A 22,624-nucleotide genomic window follows, 5' to 3' on the forward strand; every position below is an offset into this window, starting at 1 on the left:
AGAGTAAGAGTTTGAGAAATAGAATGTTTGATTTTTATACCTCAGTTCAGCAATGTCCATATTTAATGATTAGTTGTTCTTCTAGTTATCATTGACTAATATTTACTCATAAGATATAAAAAACACGGGTTTCATGTCGAAATATTAAGGAATATTGTATTTATATCAAAACCTGGAGCTACAAAGGAAATTCAGCCAAAAGTCCGTGATAGGATACTTTGGGAAAATATTCATAATTAGGAGAAAACCTTTGACACTACGGGTTGCTGTTGTGGGTTCGGGACCTGCGGGTTCATGCGCTGCCGAAACCCTAGCTAAAGCTGGGATTGAAACCTATTTGTTTGAGCGCAAGTTAGATAACGCCAAACCTTGTGGGGGCGCTATTCCCCTGTGCATGGTGAGTGAGTTTGACTTACCTCCGACAATTATTGACCGTCGGGTACGGAAGATGAAAATGATTTCTCCTTCTAATCGTGAAGTTGATATCAATCTGATAAATGAAGAAGAATATATAGGAATGTGCCGCCGAGAAGTGCTGGATGGTTTCTTGCGGGACCGGGCGGCAAAATTAGGGGCAAATTTAATTAACGCCACTGTTCATAAAGTTGATATTCCTGGGAACAATACCGACCCCTATACCATTCACTACGTTGACCATACAGGAGACGGGGCGCAAGGCGTTACCAAAACCCTGAAGGTGGATTTAATCGTGGGCGCTGACGGGGCAAATTCCCGCGTTGCCAAGGATATGGGCGCTGGAGATTACAATTATGCGATCGCCTTCCAAGAACGCATTCGTCTTCCCCAAGACAAAATGGACTATTACAACGACCTCGCCGAAATGTACGTTGGCGATGATGTTTCCACCGACTTCTACGCTTGGGTATTCCCCAAACACGATCACGTAGCCGTCGGTACTGGCACAATGCACATCAACAAAGCCAGAATCAAACAATTTCAAACTGGTATTCGCGCCCGGGCTTCAGAAAAACTCGCTGGTGGTGAAATTATCAAAATCGAGGCACACCCCATCCCTGAACATCCCCGCCCCCGTCGCGTTGTCGGTCGCATAGCCTTGGTAGGAGATGCTGCTGGTTATGTTACCAAGTCCTCCGGGGAAGGTATCTACTTCGCTGCTAAATCTGGCAGAATGTGCGCTGAAGCCATTGTGGAAGCCGCTAACGGTGGGGCGCGGATTCCCACAGAACGAGACCTCAAAGTGTACATCAAGCGTTGGGATAAGAAATACGGACTCACCTACAAAGTGTTAGACATTCTTCAAAACGTCTTCTATCGTTCCGATGCTACCCGTGAAGCATTTGTAGAAATGTGTGATGACATGGATGTACAAAAGCTAACTTTTGATAGTTATCTCTATAAAACTGTAGTTCCCGCTAACCCCTTCACCCAGTTAAAAATTACTGCCAAAACCATTGGTAGTTTAATTCGTGGTAACGCCCTTGCACCCTAAATATAGGAAATCAGAAGCCGGAAATTCGTTTCTAGGCTTCTTTTTTTTGGGTCGGTTTCTATATCGCTCGTTGGAAAAAGTTTCGTTTTATGGTAGAAAATCAGAAGAAAATTTAGAATTATTAGGCGAATTTTGAGAAAGTTGTAATTTTTGCTCTTTTTCTTCCCAGTCAGGCAAATAAGCAGACATAAAGCATTTAAACAGTTTACCGTGATTGGGAACGAGTAAATGTACTAATTCATGAACAATCACAAATTCTCCCAGTTCCTTGGGTAAATCCAGTAATTCAGTATTGATGGTTAAGCGGCCGATAGTGGAAATAGAAGCCCATTTGCGTTTCATGGAACGGAATTGAATTTGTTTAACTGTTACTTGAAGGCGATCGCTCCATTGTTGTACAGTATCTTTGAGTTCTTCTGTATCCTTCCAATGGGTTTGGACAGTGGTTGTATTCATGATTCCACCCGTTCTAGTTTTAGTAGGTTATTAGTAATTTCAATAGTTTGCTCAACAGAGTTGGTTATTTTGCACAGGTTAACGTAAAGTTCTGTTCTTAAATCAACTTCGTGACGGGCATCCCAACGATAATCAAGGAAGTTATTATAAATAGCGTTGATAGTTTCCGCTTGCTTCACTTGCACATTATCTATTGCTTGTTTAATGACGGTGTAAATAGCATAGGTATTTTCATCAATTTGTAGATTTTCCCGTTCTGTTTCCGCTTGAATACGTTCCTTGGTAATTTCTTCCAGTCTCGCTAATGCTTCTGTAGCTTCAATTTGCCTATTTTCAAACTGCTGGCGAATTTTCTCAGCGCGATCGCCTATGGAAATTAAAAAAGGTGATTTTCGGCTTTTATCCTCTACATCTTTGAATAATGCTTTGCTTAAATTAAGAACCTTTACAGTTTCCGTTGTCTGGTTTTGATGGAATTTTTCTAATTGTTGAGTATTCAATTCATAGATAATTCCCGGCATTTCTAAATCACTGATTTTTACATTTTTCCGTACCAGTTCCTTAGTTTTCGCTGTCAGTTCAATATCAATGTAGGCACTAGTATTATAAGCAGCGCGAATAGTCCCATATAGTCTAATTATGGCTTGGTAATTGTCCATGAATGGACGCAAAAAAGGATCAGGGGAAAGAATTTCATAAATAGATTGAATTTGACGCACAAATTTAAAAAACTTCGGCTCTTGCGTCTCTTTTATGGTGATTGAGGATTGATGATAACAAAACCCTTACGGGACAAGGGTTATAAACAATTATTTCCATATTTTCAATGAAATGCCTACACAATAAGGCTTTCAATGATTTTGAACCAGGTTTTCCATAAAAATAACCGAAGAACCGGAGTTCCTCCAGAAGTTACTTTAGAAATTTCCCCCAATTTTACAACCTTCCAACTAGGAGGTAATTCTATTTTATCCATGTCTAAACTTTTATATCCCATCAGCAATAATTAAATCAATCATTTCATTTTTATTCTTGCGATAAATTCGGAAATCACTATCTATAGTCAATATATAACTACCAGGAATTAACTCACTCATCCTTACCAAACACCCATCAGCTAAAGACATTGGTACATTTTGATAGCGTTTCATCAACTCTCGTATAGTATTTATTTCTTCATTCAAAGAAAAATCAATTTGAATATTCCCGCTACTAACTAAACCCATAACAGCATCTTCACCACCATAAACATTTTTTAAAAGAAAACACGCCTCTGTAATTACAGGTTCACAAGTTAAAAAAGGACAAGGTAAATTTGCCACAGTTTGAGTTGCCCAACGGTGAAAGTTATCGCTTTTATCCAAAATAGCAACTAATACACCTGTATCTATTAATATTCTTCTTTGCATATTAATTTATATCCTTGTTTTAACTCCTTCTTTTTTAAAGACAAATCACCCATACCACTATCTACACAACCAACAAACTCCTTAGCCGCATCTAAAAATGATCTACCTTCTTGTGGTTGTTCCTGGTGATTTACCTGTTTTTGTGCCTTAAATTGCAAAAAATCAATAAAATTTAATACCTCTTCCTGTTGTTCCGGTGTTAAATTCTGGACTCTATCTAAAATAGATTCTTGTTTTGCTACAGCTTGAACCATAACTAAAAAACCTCATAACTCCTAAAATTATTTTACACCACTAGCCAAAATTCCCAAAATTTTATTTACATCATTAAATCATTTACCTAAATTCAACTTAACCAAAACCTCATCTAAATCCTTATCAGCCCATTCCCGCGCTTGTCTTGCTGCTGCCAAATCTGCTAAAATATCACCAATTTCCCGATGTACAAACTTCTCGCTAATATCCACAAACTGGGAAGGACTAAGATTATAATCAGCCTCCCTTAACTGTTCAATTTTAACCACCTTACTCAATTTATCCCTAGTTTCCCAACTGCGAAAAACCTCACTAACAACCTGAATACCTTCCTTAGTTAAAATATTTTTTGGATCACCCTTAATAAAATAATCAGCAGCATTAATTAACAAAAACTCACCCTTTCTATGTGCCGACTTTGCCCGATTTAAGAAAATAACTACACCCGGCGCAGTAGTATTATAAAACAAGTTTTCCGGTAATAAAATCACCGCTTCAATCCGATCTCTTTCTATAAATTCCTTTCTAATATCCCGTTCTCTATCCTTGTTTTGACTACCAGAACCGCGAGAAACAGCCCCCGTATCTAACACCACAGCCCCCCGTCCGTGATCCTTTAAAGATGCCCAAATATGCTGCATCCAGCCCTAATCGGCGGTATTTTTAGAAGCAATTCCTACTTTAAATCTTTCAAAAGAATCAGCTTCATAATCATCAACATCATAATTATCATCATTCCACATCGGGTTAGAAACAATATAATCAAACCGTTTTAATTTATTATCTTCTGTAAATTTAGGTTGGCGGAAAGTATCACCAATTTCAATAATTGAATCTGTAAAATCCTGTAAAAACATATTCATTTTGGCAATAGCGAAAGTAGTAGTATTCAACTAGGAATATAGTATCTAACAATGGGCTGACGATTATTTTTAATTGCGTCTTGATGATCTGCTTCAATAAAATAACGGGCTAATTCTCCACTACCAAATTTTTCTGCACATTTTTCATATTCATCATCAAAAACATCAGATAGACGTTTATAAAAAATTAACGGGAGAATAAAATCTTTGTATTTTGGTGCATCTGTAGAACCGCGTATTTTACAAGCAGCATCCCACAGCCATGTTTCCATTGTGGGAATGTCTAAACGTTCCTCAGTTTTATCAATTTCTGCTAATATAGATAACAGCCCCGGCGTATTATTTTCGGCTGGTTGTTTTTTAGTGCTTTTTCTAGTTCCACGTGGCAAAATGCTGTCTCCTATCAATGTATTGATGCTTGCAGGAAACTATTAGGTTAACGCAGTTTGTTAACTAATTGTTGATAAATAATATCTAACCACACAGGAATCACAGGCTTACCTTGATCCAGGCATGCGATCGCAAACCACACTAACAAAAGAGAATATGTGTTTAAGAATAAAGGCCAGCAGTTGGATTTGAACCTACGACCTTCCGATTACAAGTCGGATGCACTACCACTGTGCTATGCTGGCGGTTTGGGTAAGAACGTTTTTAATTGCCTCACCGATTTCATATTATAGCATAGGCATATCATTTGTCTAGAGGGTAAACAAAATATTTTTCCAGTTGCCAAGAATCAGTAAAACTAGCGGACGTGCTGTAGATTGATGCAAAAATATTTGGTACAGTGCAATTGGAGTATTCCTGGTGACACGGCTATACCAAAGCGCAGGAACATTTGTTCTTTAGAGATAATCAAGCATGGCAGCATTGATAGGCAGAGATTTATTAAGTCTAGCGGATCTGAGTTCTGAGGAACTGCAAGAACTTCTGGAATTGGCTACTCAACTCAAGTCAGAAAAACTGAAGTTGCATTGTAACAAGGTTCTAGGTTTGTTATTTTCCAAAGCTTCAACACGCACTAGAGTCAGTTTTACAGTCGCAATGTACCAACTGGGCGGACAGGTAATTGATCTGCATCCTAATGTCACTCAGGTGAGTCGAGGAGAACCTATCCAGGATACTGCTAGGGTGTTAGATCGTTATTTGGATGTTTTAGCAATTCGTACCTTTGCTCAACAGGAGTTGGAAACTTTTGCCAAATATGCGAAAATTCCTGTAATTAATGCCCTCACGGATTTAGAACACCCCTGTCAGATATTGGCAGATTTACTCACCATTCAAGAAAAATTTGGCAGTTTGGCGGGTTTAACATTAACCTATGTCGGTGATGGGAATAATGTCGCTAATTCCCTGATGTTGGGTTGTGCTTTAGTGGGAATGAATGTCAGAATCGCTTTTCCTTCAGGATACGCTCCCGATGCAGAAATTGTGGAAAAAACTAGGGAAATAGCTAATAAAAAAACTGAAGTTATCTTGACTCATGATCCCGAAGCAGCAGCAAAAGGTGCATCCGTACTTTATACTGATGTTTGGGCAAGCATGGGGCAAGAAACACAAGCCAATAATCGCTTCCCTGTTTTTCAACCTTATCAAATTTCACAACAATTATTAAGTCTTGCAGATCCAGAAGCAATTGTTTTACACTGCTTACCAGCCCATCGCGGTGAAGAAATTACTGAAGAGGTAATTGAAGGTTCACAATCACGGGTTTGGGATCAGGCAGAAAATCGCCTCCACGCGCAAAAAGCTTTACTTGCAAGTATTCTTGGGGCAAAATAACAGTATTGGTAATGGGTAATGGGTAATGGGTAATGGGTAATGGGTAATTAGTGAAATTATTATCTGTTCCCTATTCCCTATTAGTTACTAATTACCATAAATTTTTAATAAAAGCTTGTTAAGGGAAGAATTTTGTAGTACCAATGTTCTAGGGACATTTATTATTTACTTCCCAAAAAAATTATGGAACGTCTCACAGAACCCCAAAAAGAACTATACGAATGGTTGGTAGAATATATCAGGTTGAATCAACATTCTCCATCAATTCGCCAAATGATGGAAGGGATGAATTTGAAATCTCCCGCACCCATTCAAAGTCGGTTAGAACATTTACGCAATAAGGGCTATATTGGCTGGAATGAAGGCAGGGCAAGAACTTTGCGGATAGTTCATCCTGTTAAACAAGGTGTACCAATTTTAGGAACTATTGCCGCTGGTGGTTTAATTGAACCGTTCACTGATGCGGTGGAACATTTAGATTTGGCTAATTTATCATTACCTCCTCAAAGCTATGCTTTACGGGTCGCGGGGGATAGTATGATTGAGGATTTAATAGCAGATGGTGATGTCGTATTTTTGCGTCCTGTCGCTGAACCAAATCAATTAAAAAATGGAACTATCGTCGCGGCAAGGGTGGAAGGACATGGAACAACTTTAAAACGATTTTATCGCCATGATGATCTTGTCACCCTTAAACCTGCAAATCGTAATTATCATCCGATAGAAGTATCAGCAATGCAAGTAGAGGTACAAGGTTCTTTGGTGGGTATTTGGCGTAATTATAACTAAAGGATGTCATTTGGAGACTTCCAAATAAAAAAATGTCCCAAAACTGATGCAAAAATTCTCTCTCTGTGTACTCTGTGCCTCTGTGGTTCGTTTCTTGGGATAATTTATTTCTTGGAAGTCTCTTGTCAGTTTGTAGGGGTAAAATGCAATGCTCATGAGTGTCAACTTAAGCTGCAAATGGCTCATCTGTAAGCTGCCACACCCGCCCAGAAATGAATTTCCGGGCTAATAGCCAAAGTGTACTAAAGTAGACTGATAGCAAAGCGTAACGTAAGCCATAGATTCTTCAAATTATTTAGTCATCTTTAGATGACTTGAGCTATTAGCAAGGAACTTAAGTTCCTTGCGGAACTAAGGTTTTACTTTACTCCTACTAATAATTACCAATTTATGTACCTAACGCAAAATGCAGTACCGAAATTGCCTACTTTTAAGCTCAAGTTACCTTATGCGAGTGAGAAAAAAGGCAGTTATCAAATTAATAAATCATTACCGGGATGTCCAAAAATGCCTTTATCTGTGCAATTGCGGGGATATCAACGCCAAGCTGTGACTAGCTGGTTTGCTAATCATGGTAGGGGGACATTAAAAATGGCTACTGGTAGTGGTAAGACTATTACTGCATTAGCGATCGCTTGTGAATTGTATCAGCAAATTGGTTTACAAGTCTTGTTGGTGGTTTGTCCCTATCGTCATCTTGTCACCCAGTGGGGCAGAGAATGTGAGAAATTTAACTTACAGCCGATTTTAGCATTTGATAATTTACGCAGTTGGCAAAGTCAACTTTCTACGCAAATCTATAATTTGTCTTCTGGTTCTCAAGATTTCGTCACGGTAATTACCACTAACTCGACTTTAATTAGTGATGGTTTTCAAACCCAACTTAAATATTTTCCCCCAAAAACATTAATTATTGGTGATGAAGCCCATAATTTAGGCGCACCAAAACTAGAGGAAAGTTTACCCCGAAAAGTTGGTTTACGTCTAGGTTTATCAGCCACACCAGAAAGATATTTTGATGATGATGGCACAGAATCTTTATTAGATTATTTTGGAAATATTCTTCAACCTGAATTTAGCTTACAGGATGCTATTTCTCAAGGTGCATTAGTTCATTATATCTATAATCCGGTGTTGGTGGAATTGACGGAAACTGAGAGTATCGCTTATTTAAAATTAACCAAAAAAATTGGGCGTTCTCTCCTTTATCGAGATCGAGATATTGGGGAAGGAGCAGATTTTGAAGATAATGAAGATATCAAATCATTATTAATGCAAAGAGCGCGGTTAATTGGCACAGCAGAAAATAAATTAATAGCCTTAAAAGAATTAATGTCAACTCGTCGAGAAACCACCCATACACTCTTTTATTGTAGTGATGGTTCTCAAGAAATCGGACAACGTTATTCTCTGCGTCAACTCAAAGCCGTTTCTCAACTTTTGGGAGGAGAATTAGGTTATAAAGTCAGTACCTACACAGCAAATACTTCTTTAGAGGAAAGAGAAACTTTACGCCGGCAATTTGAAAGTGGAGAATTACAGGGTTTAGTCGCAATTCGGTGTTTAGATGAAGGTGTAGATATTCCCGCAATTCAAACCGCAGTCATTTTATCAAGTTCAGGAAATCCCCGCCAATTTATCCAACGTCGGGGACGGGTTTTACGTCCTCACCCTGGCAAAGAACGGGCAACGATTTTTGATATGATTGTTTTACCGCCAGATTTGGATAGAGAAACTATTGAAGTGGAACGAAATTTATTAAAGAAGGAATTACGGCGGTTTGTGGAATTTGCAGATTTAGCTGATAATGCTGGAGAAGCGAGGATGAAGTTATTGGCTTTGCAAAAACGATATGGGTTATTGGATATTTAATTGACTTTGTGGACTAAAAAAAGTAAGATCTAATTTAGTAGATATTGTTGAGGATAAAAGGTAATGAAAACAATAGAAACAGTTGTGAATGTTACCCCAGAACGACAAATTACAGTCCAATTACCTCCAGATATACCCGCAGGTGAATATCAGGTAGTTATAGTTCTTAATAAAAGTGTTAAATCAGAAGAATTAGTAGCGAAAAATCAAGCAAAAAGGTTTAAATTTTCAGCCTATCCTGTGGGTTTAGTTGCTGATAATTTCACGTTTCGTAGAGAAGATTTATATGATAGATAAAGCGATTTTTATAGATACAAATATTTTGATTTATAGCAATTTGGCTTTATCACCATTTCACACACAAGCAATACAAAGATTACAAGATTTTGCTGATCAAGATATGGAAATGTGGATTAGTCGGCAAACTTTGCGAGAATATTTATCAGGAATGACAAGACGTAGTGATTTAACTGGAACAATTCCTATTACTTCTTTAGTTGCTGATGTAGAATATTTTAGTAGTTATTTTCATGTTGCTGAAAATACTGCCTTAGTAACTGAAAGATTATTAAAATTAATGACAGAAATTAATATTGGCGGTAAGCAAGTACATGATGCTAATATAGTTGCCACAATGTTAGTTTATGGCATTCCTCGGTTGCTGACCCACAATATAGGCGATTTTGCTAGATTTTCTGAATTAATTACGATTTTACCATTAGAAAACTAATAAATAAAAATAAATTTTCCAGTCATTACTAATAACCCTACTTATCTTCTAATTGCACACCTTCAATTAGTTTATGAGCAGTTTCAGACATTTCTGTTGTATAAGGTTGTAGTGTATTATTTTTCGATGATTCTTTAGTAGCAAAATCGAGAAACAGCCGCATTAATAGCGAGTCTTCTGCATCTTCATCATCATTCAATTGAGGAGCAATTCGCACAATTGCTGTATCGGGTGATAAAACCTCAATCCAACTATCTGCATTTGCAAATTGAGGATGTTCACGATAAAAATCAGCAGGAAGTCGAAACCCTGCACTATTACCAATTTTGGTGCTACGTATATTGTATGAGTTGCTCATGTATTGTGTATGTACATGATGTGATTACATTATATCAATCATCTATAGGGATTTATCAATAGTTATTGACTATATAAGATTTGTAAAACATGATATTATGCTGTAGACAAAATTACACAAATAACCTCTTTATGGGATTTTTCAACAAGATTGCTGGCCTTTACAACCGAGTCATCCAATCCATACAGGATGGACGTGATGTAATTTTTAACTTACCCGCAAAAGTAGAAGAAAACTCGCAGTTATTCAAAACAATTTTTAACGGTAACTGGTCAGATCGAAATATTAACGACATGGAAGAAGCCGTAGAAGAAGTAAAACACCGTGTTATTCATGAACTGATTCCGGCTGCTGCAACTTTAAATTCACTCGGTGCATTTGGTATTATAGTATATACTCCATGTCAGATTATAGGAGGATTGGCAATAGCACATATTTACAACCCAGAATATACAGTCAATCCTAAATATATGCTAAACATTGCAACAGTAATGATTTATGGAGAGCTTGCTGGTGAATTAGTATGGTCACAATTGGTTCAACTTCTAACACCTCTTTTGACTCCACCTGTAGTGGGAGTAGTTATGACTCCCTATATGCAAGCTCTGACAGAGATGTTACTAAACAAAGTGCATAATTATTTTCGTCAAGAATTTTTAAATAAACAGAAGGTTAAGACTCAAAATAGCACACAAGCATCTCAAGCAGCACATTCAAAACAAACTAATTCAGAACCTAAAGCAACTAATAATACTCAAAACTCTGAAGTAATACAAGAGGCTAACAAGTTACTTGAACGAATTAATCAAGGTGGAAAAATTCTCTTTCCTACTCAAGAATTGGTATTTCATGAATTGGTTCAAGGATCGAATAATGAATCTGCTCTGACACTGGAAAGGACACATATTTTTCGTGGTGTAGCAGGTAGTGGAAAAACTGTTATTCTTGGTCAATTAGTACCACACTTAGCAGAAACATTTCGAGTTAGACATGGTTACTATCCATATATATTAGTTTATCACCACAATAATTATATAAATAAACTTCTGGCTGATGAAATTCAATCTGCTGTAAATGCACCTATCAATATTCCACCTTTACCCAAAGAATTTTATAAAAAAAATGTATTTATTCACAATCTTTCAACATTGAAAGATGAACTTTATGATCGAAAGATGATGAATAAAGGTCTTTCACTTAAGGAAATTAAGGAAAGTAATGAGCGGGCTAAAAAAATATTTGATTATCTTAACAATCATACAGGAATATTCGATATTATATTTGTTGATGAGGGACAAGATATTAGTCAAGAAGAATATAACTTAATTATCAATCTATGTCGTAGTGGTTCAAAGACTACATCTAAAAGTATATACATTTTCTATGATGATCTTCAAAACATATTCGGAATCAAAGACCTTGTTTTAAAAAGAGTCAATAGCCAAAGACCGATTGAGCATTTTTTATCAAGTTGTGTCAGAACTTCTAAAAAATTAGTTGACTTTACTTTTAATACCTGTTTGGGAGATTCCATTGATGATACCAGTAGGGTTGAAATGAAGCGTTTAATGAGCCTTAATAAACTTAAAGAAAGATCCCTAATTACAGAAAAGTATATGGAAAATGGTCGGAATTGGATTAGTTGTAATTTCTGTGTTTTCCCTGGAGAAACAACACCAGAAGTGCGTCAGTTTAATTCTAATCAAGAATGCTGTAATGCTGTTGTTGAAGACCTCGATCAACTTTTTTCTGCTCAGGGTTTAGAGAATGTCCTGAAAGGAGGTGTATTAATCCAGTGTTTTAGCAAAAATATGGTACAAGAGATATCTAATGTATTGTATGCAAAGTTTGGTAATAGGGTAAACCGTCGTAGTGGAGAGGATATTAGCAGTCAAGAAAAACGCATGAAATTAGCAGTTGAGCCACAAACTATCAATGTTGCATTGGTTTGGGACGCTAAAGGATATGATGCTAATATTGTGTATGTTATTAATCCAGATGGAGGAGATCAAAACACTATAAAAAAACGTTCCCTGTTTTATGTAGCTGCTACCCGTGCAAAGCAATTTTTAGCTGTTTATAGTTCCATACCTGAACAAAATGCTCCTATAATGCAAGATGCGCTTGTAGCAGTTCAGAAGCTTGAGCGACAACTTGTAGAGACTCAAAAATAGACTCAGTTAGTTTTATTTTTCTGGATAATTATACAGTAACTAAAGATTCATCTTCTTCCCAAGAAAACAAAGGTTCAAGTTCACCTGATTCAGCAAAAGTAATTGCAGCTATTAAACATTGGGGTAAATTAACACAAATTTTATCAGAATAATTTCCAGCTTGTCCACCAACAATTAATTTTTGCTCATTAGGAGAACTAACATTATTGTTTTTTGCATTTATTAATACTTCATAAAAACTAGATAATAAAATCTTTTTTTTACGAGATGAACTCATGTTCTTATGATAAACATCTGATTTAGCTATTTCATCGTCAACCGGATACAAGAGAGAATAAAAAACCTCATTATCTAAGGTTGCAGTAACAATATATTTACCAGCATTACCACCACCAATCATCATATAACTCTCGTCGTCTACTTCTAAACTGACTAAAGTTTTAGTATTACCATCTAACTCACAAATAGCTGTTTTAATTTGTTGCCAATTTGGATTTTCAATGAAGTTTTCTTCATTTCTGTTTCCCGTCCAGTTGTCTGTATATAATTTTGATACAAACATTATTTCCTCCTTGTCTTTGGGGGTGTAACTTCAATTATTTTAGTGCCACTGGGAGTAATAATTTCTAATTCTTCTATACCTAATTGATAAGCCATAGAATTTACACCCCCTCTTAAACCACAAGCATCACAAAGGTCTCTATCTACAATTAAACGAGCTTTTTTAGCTGTAATATCTGCATCTTTTACTTGCTGGAAAACATCAGCTTCTGCATGAGTTTTAGAAATAGGGTTAACTTTGAAAGTTATTTGCCGAGGATTAGGATTACTACCAGAATTGATGCCAAAAAAACTTTGACCATCTATTTCTATTTTAGCAATTGTTGATTTATCTGTCTCACTACCAGCAGGGGGTAAACTAAGACGCTGCCTATATTCAGCTAAGTCATCAAAAATACTGTCCGTTTTTCTTCTCCTGTAACTTGAATATTACTATTTCATTTTAGCATGGCTAAATTTAGTTAGTGTGATTATATACGATAGTGACAAATAAGTAAACTACCCTATCTTCCCTCTCACCCAAGCGCGGAAAGATTTCAACAAAGCAATTTCACCCATAGTTTTACTTTGCTGGATAAATCTATTCATATCCCCAACAGAAACTAGAGGAAAAGTCATACTAAACTTAATCTCAATATATTGATTTTCCACCAATTGATAAAACTTCAAAACTTCACCGTCATATTTCCACAATTCAGCCACACCTAAAGCCGCATAAATATTAAACTTATTCACAGAACTGCTAGTAATATCAATTTCAACTGCTAAATCTGGAGGAGGATCTATTTCTAAATTTAAAGTTTCCCTACCTCTCATAGCCGCTTCATTTTGGATATAATAGCAACTATCTGGTTCTATTCCTTTTGCAAAAAATTTACGTTTTAATGTTGTAGAACCAGCACTTCTAACTTCAATATCTAATTCTTCAGCTAAAGCAATAATAAAGTTACCAAAATTGCTTTTCGGGTTTTCGTGTTCAAATAGTGGAGTCATAATTTCTAAAGTACCGCAGTCATAAGCAAACCGAGTACCCCTATTCTCCCCTGTATCTCTTAACAAGGCTTCAAAGGTATCCCAGCTAACGTTATATAAAACCGTTCTTTGTTCAGCAGTAATTGACTCCAGAAGCATATACAATACCTATTCCATCACGATACTAGATAAAATACCGAGAATTTTACCGATATTATTAATATAATAATCTGTCAAGTCAATTTCTACCACTTGATTAATCAGGTTTAAAAATTCCAGTTATACTCAAAACGGCTAGTACCGCAAGGCGGAAGTCAAAAGTCAAAATGAAGACAGTATAGGCTTTTGGAGGATTTAGAATGGTTGGTTTATTTACGCCGTTTTGTACTAGAAGCTGGACTTTTTTATCATACAAAGAACAAGGTTCAAAGCCTCTCCAGTATTAAATATTATTCCTTTTCCCTCTCCTCTTAGGAGAGGGTTAGGGAGAGGTGCGGGGAGAGGTTTACCAGAGGGGTTTCATATTTGGTTAAACCATGAACCGATTGCAGTATAGTAAGTAGTGAGACAGAATTAATTACACAATGTCATTGCGTAAACGTTGCGTGGCGTTAGCCATATGGAACGAAGTAAAATGAAGCAATCGCAAGGGTTGTGATTGCTTCCCTTCGCTCGCAATGACTGTAAATTTTTAATCGAAAACGGCAGGGACAATTGTTGGGGTGACGCTTTGTGTTCAGTCCTGACCTTGGGTATACTACTATTGCTGATGCCTAAACTCGTCAAAAACCGACTACCCCAACTACATTTTTCTTGTTTCTTTTTTGGTGGTTTATATCGCTCGCAAAAGCCTTTGTAGCGTTTGGCACAGTCATCTAATCTGCTGACAAACTTTTTGATATCCTACGATCCACTTTTCCCAAACTAGCCAAGTATGAATTATCAATTGACAATTGACAATTGATAGCTAACTGTGCAAAATTAATTGAATATTTTAAATGTTGGGTTTCCTTGCGTCAACCCAACCTGCACAAAGTGTGTTATTTCATAAAATGTCAGGGTCAATATTCAATTCTCTGAGTTTGGCAGCTAAACGTTCTGCGAGTTGTGTTTGTTGTTCTGCAAGTTGTGTTTGTTGTTCTGCAAGTTGTGTTTGTTGTTCTGCACGTTGAGCCTGTTGTTCTGCAAGTTTGGTTGCTTCTTCTGTGAGTTGAGCTTGCTGTTCTGCACGTTGGGTTGCTTGTACCCCATATTCTTCTGGTGTTAGCATTAACTGTCCTTCTGGCAGAAAATAACGCAATTTACCGTCATGGACACCCAAATATAAATTTAGCTGCTGACTCCATAATAAACCTTGAGGATTAGGTTCTATGGGTTGATATGTTCCACCAAACAAGATAAAACCAGCAAATTCTAAATTTTGCGGATTAAACCAGAAATATTCAGGTGTGCGGAAAATATCTTGATAAATTTGTTTTTTTAACCCTTTATCAGTGGAAACAGTGGAGGGAGAAAGCAATTCTATAATTAAGTTAGGATATTTACCATCTTCCTCCCAGACTACCCAATTATTGCGATCGCGGTCTTCTGTATCCAGCACTAGGAAAAAATCTGGACCACGAAAATCTTTGGTTTTAATTTGCCGAGGACTGTAATAAATAGTCATGTTCCCAGCAACAAAATAGTCATTAATTTTATTTATATCTCGCCACCACCAATTGAGACATTGGATTAGTAGTAGCATTTGTTGTAGATGTAAAGATGATTCCAAAGGGGGTTCGTCACTTTCTAGATTACTTGGTGGAAATATTACATCCAAACCGGGTTCAATATTTTGGGTGACGGTCATAGCTGCAAGGTAGTGGAGGATCTATTTTTATGGTAACAGATACTCAAAAAAGTTGTCATCCTCATATTTTACTGCCCATTATTGTGGAAAATTCAATTTCTCAGCCTCTCATTGTTAATGGTTACAAATATCAACATTTACGTTGTTCTTTTAATCCTGTTAATCCTTAAATCCTGGAAATCCTGATTCTGACAATTAAATTAAATCAGCGCGAGGTTTAAAAGTTTCTATTTCTCGCAATTTTTCATAAAGTTCCCGTTCTTGGGGAGTAATATTTTTGGGAGTTACTATCTGAATTTCTACCAGTTGATCACCTCGTTGACCGCTTTCACTAGGGTAGCCTTTATTACCAAGACGGAATCTTTGCCCAGACCGAACACCAGGGGGAATGGTCATTTTCACTGGACCATCAAGGGTAGGTGCTTCAACTTGTCCGCCCAATGTTGCTTCACTGGGAGTTACAGGGACTTGACAGAAAATGTTAGCCCCTTCCAGCTTAAACAAAGGATGAGGATCTACGGTAATTTTTAAGTATAAATCACCACCACTAATTCCTTGATTTCGTAAGCGGATGGTTTGTCCTGTCACCATAGCTGGGGGCATAGTCACTTCGAGCGATCGCCCATCCTCTAACCTTATTCTCTCATTGCCGCCTTGATAAGCTTTTTCCAATGGTAAAGTTAATCTGGCTTCGATATCCCTGCGAGTGCTACGGGGTGGAGTATTGACAGTATATGCCACTTTAGTTCTAGGAGTGCGAAAGGGGTCGCTAGTGGTGGTGCTTCCCGGACTATTTTTAGGATCTTTACGGTTGCTGACACCAATCACTTGATTGACAAAACTTTCAAAATCGTTGAATTGGCTGGGGTCTACATCCTGACTAGAACGCCCGTTAGGACGGCTATCCCAACCTTTAGGCTTGGGAGTTTGTTTATTGCCAGCAAAGCCGTTTTGTTGCCAATAGCGGCTAAATTGGTCATATTGCGATCGCCTGCTAGAATCGGAAAGGATTTCATAAGCCTCCCCAATAGTTTTAAATTTCTCCTCAGCTTCCTTATTCCCTGGGTTCAGATCAGGGTGATATTGTCTAGCTAAACGCCGATAAACCTTTTTAATTTCTTCGCTTGTGGCATCTTTAGAAACTCCTAAAATCTCGTAATAATCCCGAAAATTTTGCAAATTTTGCATATATTTAAACGTCAGTGGTCAGTGGTCAGTGGTCAGTGGTCAGTGGTGTTTCTACTTGTGACTGACCCTGCAAATCCAATATTGGGAAAGATATTAAATCCCAATTTAAAAATCTAAAATCGAATTATAACCAATCATCGTCATCATCCCAGTTATCCTGGTAGCTGGGGCGTTTGCTGCGAGTGGGACGACTTTCATAATTGGGAGAACGCCCTGGGTTGCCATAATCTCTGTTAACACCTCGGTTAGATGAATCTCGTTGGCGATAGTTATCTCTGTAAACATCCCGTTCCGGTTCTCTTTCTTTTTCACCCACGAAGATTTCCCGGATAGCGCCAAATAAATCCTCATCTTCATCCTCAGCATAATACTGACGGACTTCTCTATTCAGTTCATACAGAGCATCTTGTAAATCAGCATAAGCCTGATCAATCCCGCGATCTTCATCAGCTTGTAAACTTTCTCGTAAATTTCGGCAAATATTATCAATGCGTTGACGACGGTTACGGGCAAATTGCATTCCCATTTCCAAAGCCACTTCTCGCAGTTGCCGTTCTGCTTGTAATATTAACGCTTCGGCACGGGTACGTTTTTCAACTCGTTCTTTCCGTTCTCTGTCAACATCGGCGTATTTTTGAGCATCCTGAATCATCCGGTTAACTTCTGATTCACTCAAAGTAGAAGCACCTTGAATAGTAATGCTTTGTTCCCTGCCAGTGGTACGATCTAGTGCCGTTACCTGGAGAATCCCATTAGCATCAATATCAAAGGATACTTGAACTTGAGGAATACCTCTTGGTGCTGGGGGAATACCATAGAGTTTAAACCGTCCCAAGGACTTGTTATCTGTAGCCATGTCCCTTTCACCCTGCACTACATTAATTTCTACACTGTTTTGGTTATTTTCAGAAGTAGAAAAAATGTCAGAACGACGGACTGGGATGGTTGTATTCCGGGGGATGAGTTTTTTCATTACACCACCGATGGTTTCTAAGCCCATAGATAGGGGTGTGACATCTAAGAGGAGAACATCTTTAAGTTCACCAGCCAGAATACTGCCCTGAATAGCTGCACCTACAGCGACGACTTCATCAGGATTGACGTTTTCATTAGGTTCAATGCCAATTAAGTCTTGAACTAGCTGTTTTACCATTGGCATTCTCGTAGAACCACCAACGAGGACAACTTCTTCAATATCTACAGGAGAAAGTCCGGCATCTTTTAACGCCCGTTTGACTGGTGTTCTGATTCTACTCAATAAGTCTACACATAAACCTTCAAATTGCGATCGCGTCAGGCGAGTTTCTAGGTGTTTTGGACCATCTTCTGTGGCGGTAATGAAGGGTAAATTAATATCGGTGACACTAACCGCCGAAAGTTCGATTTTCGCCTTTTCTGCGGCTTCCATTAACCGTTGCAAAGCTTGGCGATCGCGTCTTAAGTCTACACCCTCTGCTTCTAAAAACTGTTCCGCCAACCAATCAACTACTTTTCTATCAAAATCATTGCCACCAAGTTGAGTATCTCCACTAGTAGCTTTAACCTCAAATACGCCGTCACCTACTTCGAGCAAGGACACATCAAAAGTTCCCCCACCTAAATCAAACACGAGAATAGTTTCTGTGTAACCTCGATCTAATCCGTAAGCCAAAGATGCCGCTGTGGGTTCGTTGAGAATTCGTAACACATCTAAACCAGCAATTCTGCCCGCGTCACGGGTAGCTTGGCGTTGGGAATCATTAAAATAAGCCGGAACAGTAATGACAGCCCCGGTAACAGGTTCACCCAAATAACGACTAGCATCATCAGCTAATTTTTTCAGCACCATAGCTGAAATTTCTTCTGGAGAAAATTCCTTATTCAGCCGAGGACAGGCAACTTTAATATTGCCAACTTCATCTTTACGGATAGTGTAAGGTACGCGCTTAGAATCTGGGTTTAATTCGCCATACTTGCGCCCAATGAAGCGTTTCACAGCAAAAAACGTATTTTGGGGATTGAGGACGGTTTGCCGCCTAGCCATTTGTCCTACAACCCTTTCACCCTCTTTACTAAAGCCAACTACGGAGGGGGTTGTTCGCATTCCTTCTGCATTGGCAATCACCACCGGCTTGCCACCCTCCATGACGGCGACTACTGAGTTGGTTGTCCCCAAGTCGATGCCAACTACCTTGCCCATGCGTTACTCGTCTCCTGTTGCGTGTTTTGTAAATTTATAATGATATAATAATACTGCTTTTAGCTTGGTGCTAAATCAGGTCAACAATCCAATAATATAATAGTCATCATTATTAAATCAGGAATTAGAGGCATTTTAGCAACAGCAGTGCTACTTGCTAAACTAGGATAGCATTTTAGGTCAGTTGTCAGTTGTCAGTTGTCAGTGGTCAGTTGGAAAAGGAAATTTTGATCTTTACTCTTGCCCATTAAACATTATCTTTATCCACTTTGAATTTAAAACAGCGGTTAGAAACCCATCTTCAGGAAGTAGCCAGAGAACGCAACCCATACATGGACAGTGCGGCGCATTTCTTTGTTCAAGAATACATTCGCCAGCAATTAGGACAATGGGGAAGTGTGGAAATCCACACCTTTGAAGTCAGAGGCAAAACCTGTAAAAACCTAATTTTAAATTTACCCGCTGCAACCACAAAACAAAAGGCAGATTTACCACCTATTTTAATTGGCGCTCACTATGATGGTGTATTAGGAACTGTTGGGGCTGATGATAATGCAACGGGTGTGGCGGTTTTATTAGAATTTGCCAGGAGTTTTGCCGAGAAACCCGCTAGATATCCTTTGCGGCTAGTGGCTTTTGATATGGAAGAATATGGGTTGTTGGGTAGCGCAGATTATGCAGCTTTGTTGCGCGAACAAAAGCAACCTCTTCGCTTGATGATATCTTTGGAAATGTTGGGATATCGGGATTCTACTCCTGGTTCTCAAAAATACCCATTTCCTTTAGAGTTATTTTACCCAAATCGTGGTGATTTTATAGCTTTAATTGGCAATTTGCGGACTTTGGGTGATTTAATTAGTTTGAGTGGTAGTATGAGAAAATCCAGTGTAAATAGTCAATGGCTACCAGCACCAAATCGGGGTTTATTCGTTCCCCAAACTCGTTTAAGTGATCATGCACCGTTTTGGGATCAAGGTTATCCGGCAATTATGGTGACGGATACGGCGTTTATGCGAAATCCACATTATCACAAGGCTAGTGATACTATTGCTACATTGGATTTAGATTTTCTCACGGGTGTATGTGAGGGGTTGGAACAGGGAATTAGAGGATTGTAAATTAATATTATTGTCTGAATCAGGATATCCAGGATTTAAGGATTAACAGGATTAAAACTTCGTTCGGCAATAAGAGATTCCTACGGAGTACTTCGCGATCACATGATTCCTCTCTTTTCTAAAGTTTACTGGAGGCGATCGCTATTTCATCCAACAACAAATACTTTCAAATTATGTGATGTGTTTTGGAGTGTGATCGCAAATGATCAGAAGTCGGCATATATTAAGACCTATGCTAATTAATAGTATCATGTCTTGTGGAAAGCACCTCATAAAACATGATACAATAGGGGCTTATCAGCAAGATATCTACATACTCACAGATAGCAAATGACTAAGATAATTTCTTTGTTCAACAATAAAGGTGGTGTTGGCAAAACAACTACTGTTTTTAATTTAAGCGCTTCTTTGGCAAGAAAAGGAAAAAAAGTTCTTCTAATTGATTTTGATCCTCAGTGTAATCTTTCAATTGCTACAATTGGTTACGACGAGTTTTCAGATTATATTAAAAGGACAAAAGAGTATCCTTTTGGAAAAACTATTAGAGCTTTTGCTCAACCATCTTTACAACCGACTCAAAGTATTAAAGTCCATGTAACACAGCCTAAATACCAACTAAGCTGTCTTCATGACCAAATGGAAACCATAGATGGTCAAGTTTTAATAGATGTTATAGCAGGTGATTTTTGGCTAAATAGTTTTGCTGACGTTTTAACTGTTGGAACAGATGTTGTTCAAGGCTCAGGGCTATACAAATTTCTAATCCCTTTTCTTCTAGTAGAAAAACTTAAAGAAGAAGAAAAGAAGATTTACGATTATGTCTTAATCGATCTGCCTCCTTCTTTTAATACTCTAGTACGTTCTGCATTGTATTGTTCCGATTATTTTCTAGTGCCTTGTACTCCCGACTCATTTTCTTCCTATTGTGTTAATTTAATTGGGGAAGTTTTACCATCTTTTATCGAAGATTGGAATCAAGGCAGAAAGCGGTATGAAGCTTCAAATAAATACGATGAAATTATACCCTTAAAAGGTCAACCTAAATTTGGCGGCTGGATATTTAATGGGTTTGATACAACGATATACACCAGTACGAAAGAACGTAAAGAAATCGGATCTCATAAATTTCATCTTGATCAAATATTGGACACAATGAGAAATAGTCTCTTTCCTAAACTAAATGGAATTTCTTCTTACTCTTGTCTTCCTGGCTTCGTCACACCTGAACCTGCCGCAAAAATTGAAGACTTAAATACAATGGCTGCTGAAATTCAGAAGTTAAATGTACCTCTTAGCGATTTATCTTCATGGAAACCAACAATATTTTCATCTTGGTCAAGTTTTCAAAAAGAACTAATGAAAAGAATGAACCAAGAATACTCTTTTTTGGCAGATTATGTAATTAATAATTTTTAGTGTTAAGAACAACATTAGTAAACCGAAACAAGATTAGTGCGGGAGTCAAAGAAAGCAAATTTTCATTTCTTAGCATCAAAGTGAAATTCTCAAGTTTACGATTATACTATCCGAAGGTCAGGGTAGCGATTACTAGGTCGCGCTTCGCTATCGCCTCTTATCTTAATGGATATAGTAACTAATGCTATAACTACTATATATCCCATTCTCACATCACTAAAGATATGGAAGAACTTTTGACATTAAGGGAATTACTACTTAAAGGTGATATGACTGGAGCTTTGGCAATTGTTGACGAATTAGAAGAAATGAGCAGAGACGATAAAATCAACAACATTCGTAGCTATGCAGTAATTCTGCTCATACATCTAATCAAGCAAAAAGCAGAAAATCGCACCACGAAATCGTGGGAGTTATCAATTCGCAACTGTATACGCGGTATCCAAACCAAAAACCAGCGACGTAAAGCTGGTGGAACATACCTCAATACCGAGGAATTAAGCCTAGCAATTTCTGAAGCTTATACAGAAGCAGTTGATCGCGCCTCCTCAGAGGTTGAAGAAGGACGCTATGAACCCCATGAGTTAGCCAAACTAGTCAACCGTCAAGAGATATGCGATCGCGCCATGATTTTAATCTCTACAAATCTAGAAATTTAAACTGGGTGTTAAGGATTCTAATGGGAGCTTAGGCGATTCAGAAGGTCAGCGTAGCGATCGCCAATACTACAAATAATACATACAATATATTTAGACATTGGCAATAAATTCTTCTACTGTTAACCCAGCAGTTCGTATCAGACCGCGTAAAGTCCCTTTTGCCACCTCATGATGATCAGGAACAGACAAAGTTACCATTTCACCTTCTTTGACCAAAATTATATCCCACATTCCGCACCCCCAAGTGTCACACCCCAAGAAAACCGATATATTTAGTACATAAGAACTAATACCTGTGAGGGGTGATTAAAATTTATTGAGGCTAAATAGGAATAATTACTATTAAAGCAGATATATAGTCAATAAAACGACTAAGTACGAAATTTTGATTCTGAGGTGATTGTAATGGAAAACCTAGTCCAGAATCATTGAAAGCTTTATCCTCAATGACTATAAAAAACTAAAAAAACGTTTTAAATCAACAGAAAAATGAGAACATGGTAACAGATACTTATATGGA

24 protein-coding genes, 1 tRNA gene and 1 pseudogene are annotated in these 22,624 nt (G+C 37.7%); 11 read left to right on the plus strand and 15 right to left on the minus strand.

Features of this window, described 5'->3' with window-relative positions; all coding sequences use genetic code 11:
* Nucleotides 1–250: 250 nt before the first annotated feature.
* Nucleotides 251–1,471, plus strand: a complete 1,221-nt coding sequence (chlP, locus tag AN486_RS08375) for a geranylgeranyl reductase (protein ID WP_290600135.1) — start codon at nucleotides 251–253, stop codon at nucleotides 1,469–1,471.
* 87 nt (nucleotides 1,472–1,558) lie between these two features.
* Here the strand turns inward: chlP and AN486_RS08380 are convergent, their stop codons facing one another.
* From AN486_RS08380 to AN486_RS08410, 7 genes and pseudogenes are all read right to left on the minus strand, one after another.
* The gene (locus AN486_RS08380) at nucleotides 1,559–1,927 is read right to left on the minus strand and encodes a M48 family metallopeptidase (RefSeq protein WP_152608919.1); all 369 of its coding nucleotides are present in this window, start codon (nucleotides 1,925–1,927) and stop codon (nucleotides 1,559–1,561) included.
* On the minus strand, nucleotides 1,924–2,646 hold the full coding sequence (locus tag AN486_RS08385; RefSeq protein ID WP_290600137.1) for a hypothetical protein: 723 nt from the start codon (nucleotides 2,644–2,646) through the stop codon (nucleotides 1,924–1,926). Before AN486_RS08385 ends, AN486_RS08380 begins: the two co-directional genes overlap by 4 nt.
* A gap of 267 nt (nucleotides 2,647–2,913) precedes the next feature.
* Nucleotides 2,914–3,336: a PIN domain-containing protein gene (locus AN486_RS08390; RefSeq protein ID WP_290600138.1), complete on the minus strand. Its 423-nt coding sequence runs from the start codon at nucleotides 3,334–3,336 to the stop codon at nucleotides 2,914–2,916.
* Nucleotides 3,318–3,590 carry a DUF2281 domain-containing protein gene (locus AN486_RS08395; protein ID WP_039203019.1) on the minus strand — a complete coding sequence of 91 codons (273 nt, stop codon included), beginning with the start codon at nucleotides 3,588–3,590 and terminating at the stop codon, nucleotides 3,318–3,320. The genes AN486_RS08390 and AN486_RS08395 overlap by 19 nt, the downstream gene beginning before the upstream one ends.
* Nucleotides 3,591–3,668: 78 nt before the next feature.
* Nucleotides 3,669–4,454, minus strand: a pseudogene (locus AN486_RS08400) (N-6 DNA methylase).
* A 26-nt stretch (nucleotides 4,455–4,480) separates the two neighbouring features.
* Complete coding sequence (locus tag AN486_RS08405; RefSeq protein ID WP_290600139.1) at nucleotides 4,481–4,843, minus strand: type I restriction-modification system subunit M N-terminal domain-containing protein; 363 nt, start codon at nucleotides 4,841–4,843, stop codon at nucleotides 4,481–4,483.
* 174 nt (nucleotides 4,844–5,017) lie between these two features.
* Nucleotides 5,018–5,089, minus strand: a tRNA-Thr gene (locus AN486_RS08410).
* A 229-nt stretch (nucleotides 5,090–5,318) separates the two neighbouring features.
* Here AN486_RS08410 and argF point away from each other — a divergent pair.
* The 5 genes from argF (at nucleotide 5,319) to AN486_RS08435 (ending at nucleotide 9,630) form a co-directional block, all read left to right on the plus strand.
* On the plus strand, nucleotides 5,319–6,239 hold the full coding sequence (argF, locus tag AN486_RS08415) for an ornithine carbamoyltransferase (protein ID WP_027403744.1): 921 nt from the start codon (nucleotides 5,319–5,321) through the stop codon (nucleotides 6,237–6,239).
* A gap of 183 nt (nucleotides 6,240–6,422) precedes the next feature.
* Complete coding sequence (gene lexA, locus AN486_RS08420) at nucleotides 6,423–7,028, plus strand: transcriptional repressor LexA (protein ID WP_039201448.1); 606 nt, start codon at nucleotides 6,423–6,425, stop codon at nucleotides 7,026–7,028.
* A gap of 390 nt (nucleotides 7,029–7,418) precedes the next feature.
* Complete coding sequence (locus tag AN486_RS08425; RefSeq protein ID WP_290600142.1) at nucleotides 7,419–8,900, plus strand: DNA phosphorothioation system restriction enzyme; 1,482 nt, start codon at nucleotides 7,419–7,421, stop codon at nucleotides 8,898–8,900.
* A gap of 63 nt (nucleotides 8,901–8,963) precedes the next feature.
* Entirely contained in the window at nucleotides 8,964–9,197 is a 234-nt protein-coding gene (locus AN486_RS08430; RefSeq protein WP_290600144.1) for a hypothetical protein, read from the plus strand.
* Complete coding sequence (locus AN486_RS08435) at nucleotides 9,187–9,630, plus strand: PIN domain-containing protein (RefSeq protein ID WP_290600146.1); 444 nt, start codon at nucleotides 9,187–9,189, stop codon at nucleotides 9,628–9,630. The genes AN486_RS08430 and AN486_RS08435 overlap by 11 nt, the downstream gene beginning before the upstream one ends.
* Nucleotides 9,631–9,667: 37 nt before the next feature.
* Here the strand turns inward: AN486_RS08435 and AN486_RS08440 are convergent, their stop codons facing one another.
* On the minus strand, nucleotides 9,668–9,988 hold the full coding sequence (locus AN486_RS08440) for a hypothetical protein (RefSeq protein WP_290600148.1): 321 nt from the start codon (nucleotides 9,986–9,988) through the stop codon (nucleotides 9,668–9,670).
* Nucleotides 9,989–10,119: 131 nt separating this feature from the next.
* On the opposite strand from AN486_RS08440, the gene AN486_RS08445 reads away from it, so the two are divergent.
* A complete protein-coding gene (locus AN486_RS08445; protein ID WP_290600149.1) occupies nucleotides 10,120–12,162 on the plus strand; it encodes a hypothetical protein in 2,043 nt (680 codons plus the stop codon).
* A 28-nt stretch (nucleotides 12,163–12,190) separates the two neighbouring features.
* Here the strand turns inward: AN486_RS08445 and AN486_RS08450 are convergent, their stop codons facing one another.
* From AN486_RS08450 to AN486_RS08465, 4 genes are all read right to left on the minus strand, one after another.
* A complete protein-coding gene (locus AN486_RS08450; protein ID WP_290600152.1) occupies nucleotides 12,191–12,724 on the minus strand; it encodes a hypothetical protein in 534 nt (177 codons plus the stop codon).
* The gene (locus AN486_RS08455; protein WP_290600166.1) at nucleotides 12,724–13,119 is read right to left on the minus strand and encodes a deaminase; all 396 of its coding nucleotides are present in this window, start codon (nucleotides 13,117–13,119) and stop codon (nucleotides 12,724–12,726) included. The genes AN486_RS08450 and AN486_RS08455 overlap by 1 nt, the downstream gene beginning before the upstream one ends.
* Before the next feature lie 102 nt (nucleotides 13,120–13,221).
* Nucleotides 13,222–13,854, minus strand: coding sequence for a Uma2 family endonuclease (locus tag AN486_RS08460; RefSeq protein ID WP_290600154.1), 633 nt, complete (start codon nucleotides 13,852–13,854; stop codon nucleotides 13,222–13,224).
* Nucleotides 13,855–14,740: 886 nt separating this feature from the next.
* On the minus strand, nucleotides 14,741–15,544 hold the full coding sequence (locus AN486_RS08465) for a Uma2 family endonuclease (RefSeq protein WP_290600156.1): 804 nt from the start codon (nucleotides 15,542–15,544) through the stop codon (nucleotides 14,741–14,743).
* Between the two features lie 29 nt (nucleotides 15,545–15,573).
* Here AN486_RS08465 and AN486_RS08470 point away from each other — a divergent pair, with 29 nt between their 5' ends.
* Nucleotides 15,574–15,714 (plus strand): hypothetical protein, encoded by a 141-nt coding sequence (locus AN486_RS08470; RefSeq protein ID WP_168637285.1) that lies wholly within the window; start codon nucleotides 15,574–15,576, stop codon nucleotides 15,712–15,714.
* Nucleotides 15,715–15,739: 25 nt separating this feature from the next.
* On the opposite strand, the gene AN486_RS08475 is transcribed toward AN486_RS08470, so the two are convergent.
* Together AN486_RS08475 and dnaK are read right to left on the minus strand one after the other, a co-directional pair.
* Nucleotides 15,740–16,732: a DnaJ C-terminal domain-containing protein gene (locus AN486_RS08475; protein WP_039201435.1), complete on the minus strand. Its 993-nt coding sequence runs from the start codon at nucleotides 16,730–16,732 to the stop codon at nucleotides 15,740–15,742.
* 124 nt (nucleotides 16,733–16,856) lie between these two features.
* Complete coding sequence (gene dnaK, locus AN486_RS08480; RefSeq protein ID WP_039201433.1) at nucleotides 16,857–18,911, minus strand: molecular chaperone DnaK; 2,055 nt, start codon at nucleotides 18,909–18,911, stop codon at nucleotides 16,857–16,859.
* A 269-nt stretch (nucleotides 18,912–19,180) separates the two neighbouring features.
* Here dnaK and AN486_RS08485 point away from each other — a divergent pair, with 269 nt between their 5' ends.
* The 3 genes from AN486_RS08485 to AN486_RS08495 all read left to right on the plus strand — a co-directional run bounded on the left by AN486_RS08485 (nucleotide 19,181) and on the right by AN486_RS08495 (nucleotide 22,104).
* Nucleotides 19,181–20,029, plus strand: a complete 849-nt coding sequence (locus AN486_RS08485) for a M28 family peptidase (RefSeq protein WP_290600158.1) — start codon at nucleotides 19,181–19,183, stop codon at nucleotides 20,027–20,029.
* A gap of 330 nt (nucleotides 20,030–20,359) precedes the next feature.
* Nucleotides 20,360–21,445: a ParA family protein gene (locus AN486_RS08490; protein WP_290600160.1), complete on the plus strand. Its 1,086-nt coding sequence runs from the start codon at nucleotides 20,360–20,362 to the stop codon at nucleotides 21,443–21,445.
* 224 nt (nucleotides 21,446–21,669) lie between these two features.
* Nucleotides 21,670–22,104 carry a DUF29 family protein gene (locus AN486_RS08495; RefSeq protein ID WP_290600162.1) on the plus strand — a complete coding sequence of 145 codons (435 nt, stop codon included), beginning with the start codon at nucleotides 21,670–21,672 and terminating at the stop codon, nucleotides 22,102–22,104.
* A gap of 90 nt (nucleotides 22,105–22,194) precedes the next feature.
* Here the strand turns inward: AN486_RS08495 and AN486_RS08500 are convergent, their stop codons facing one another.
* Nucleotides 22,195–22,335: a hypothetical protein gene (locus AN486_RS08500; protein ID WP_290600164.1), complete on the minus strand. Its 141-nt coding sequence runs from the start codon at nucleotides 22,333–22,335 to the stop codon at nucleotides 22,195–22,197.
* Between the last annotated feature and the right edge of the window lie 289 nt (nucleotides 22,336–22,624).

Origin of the sequence: Anabaena sp. AL93, assembly GCF_001672085.1 — a bacterium.
GTDB lineage: Bacteria > Cyanobacteriota > Cyanobacteriia > Cyanobacteriales > Nostocaceae > Dolichospermum > Dolichospermum heterosporum.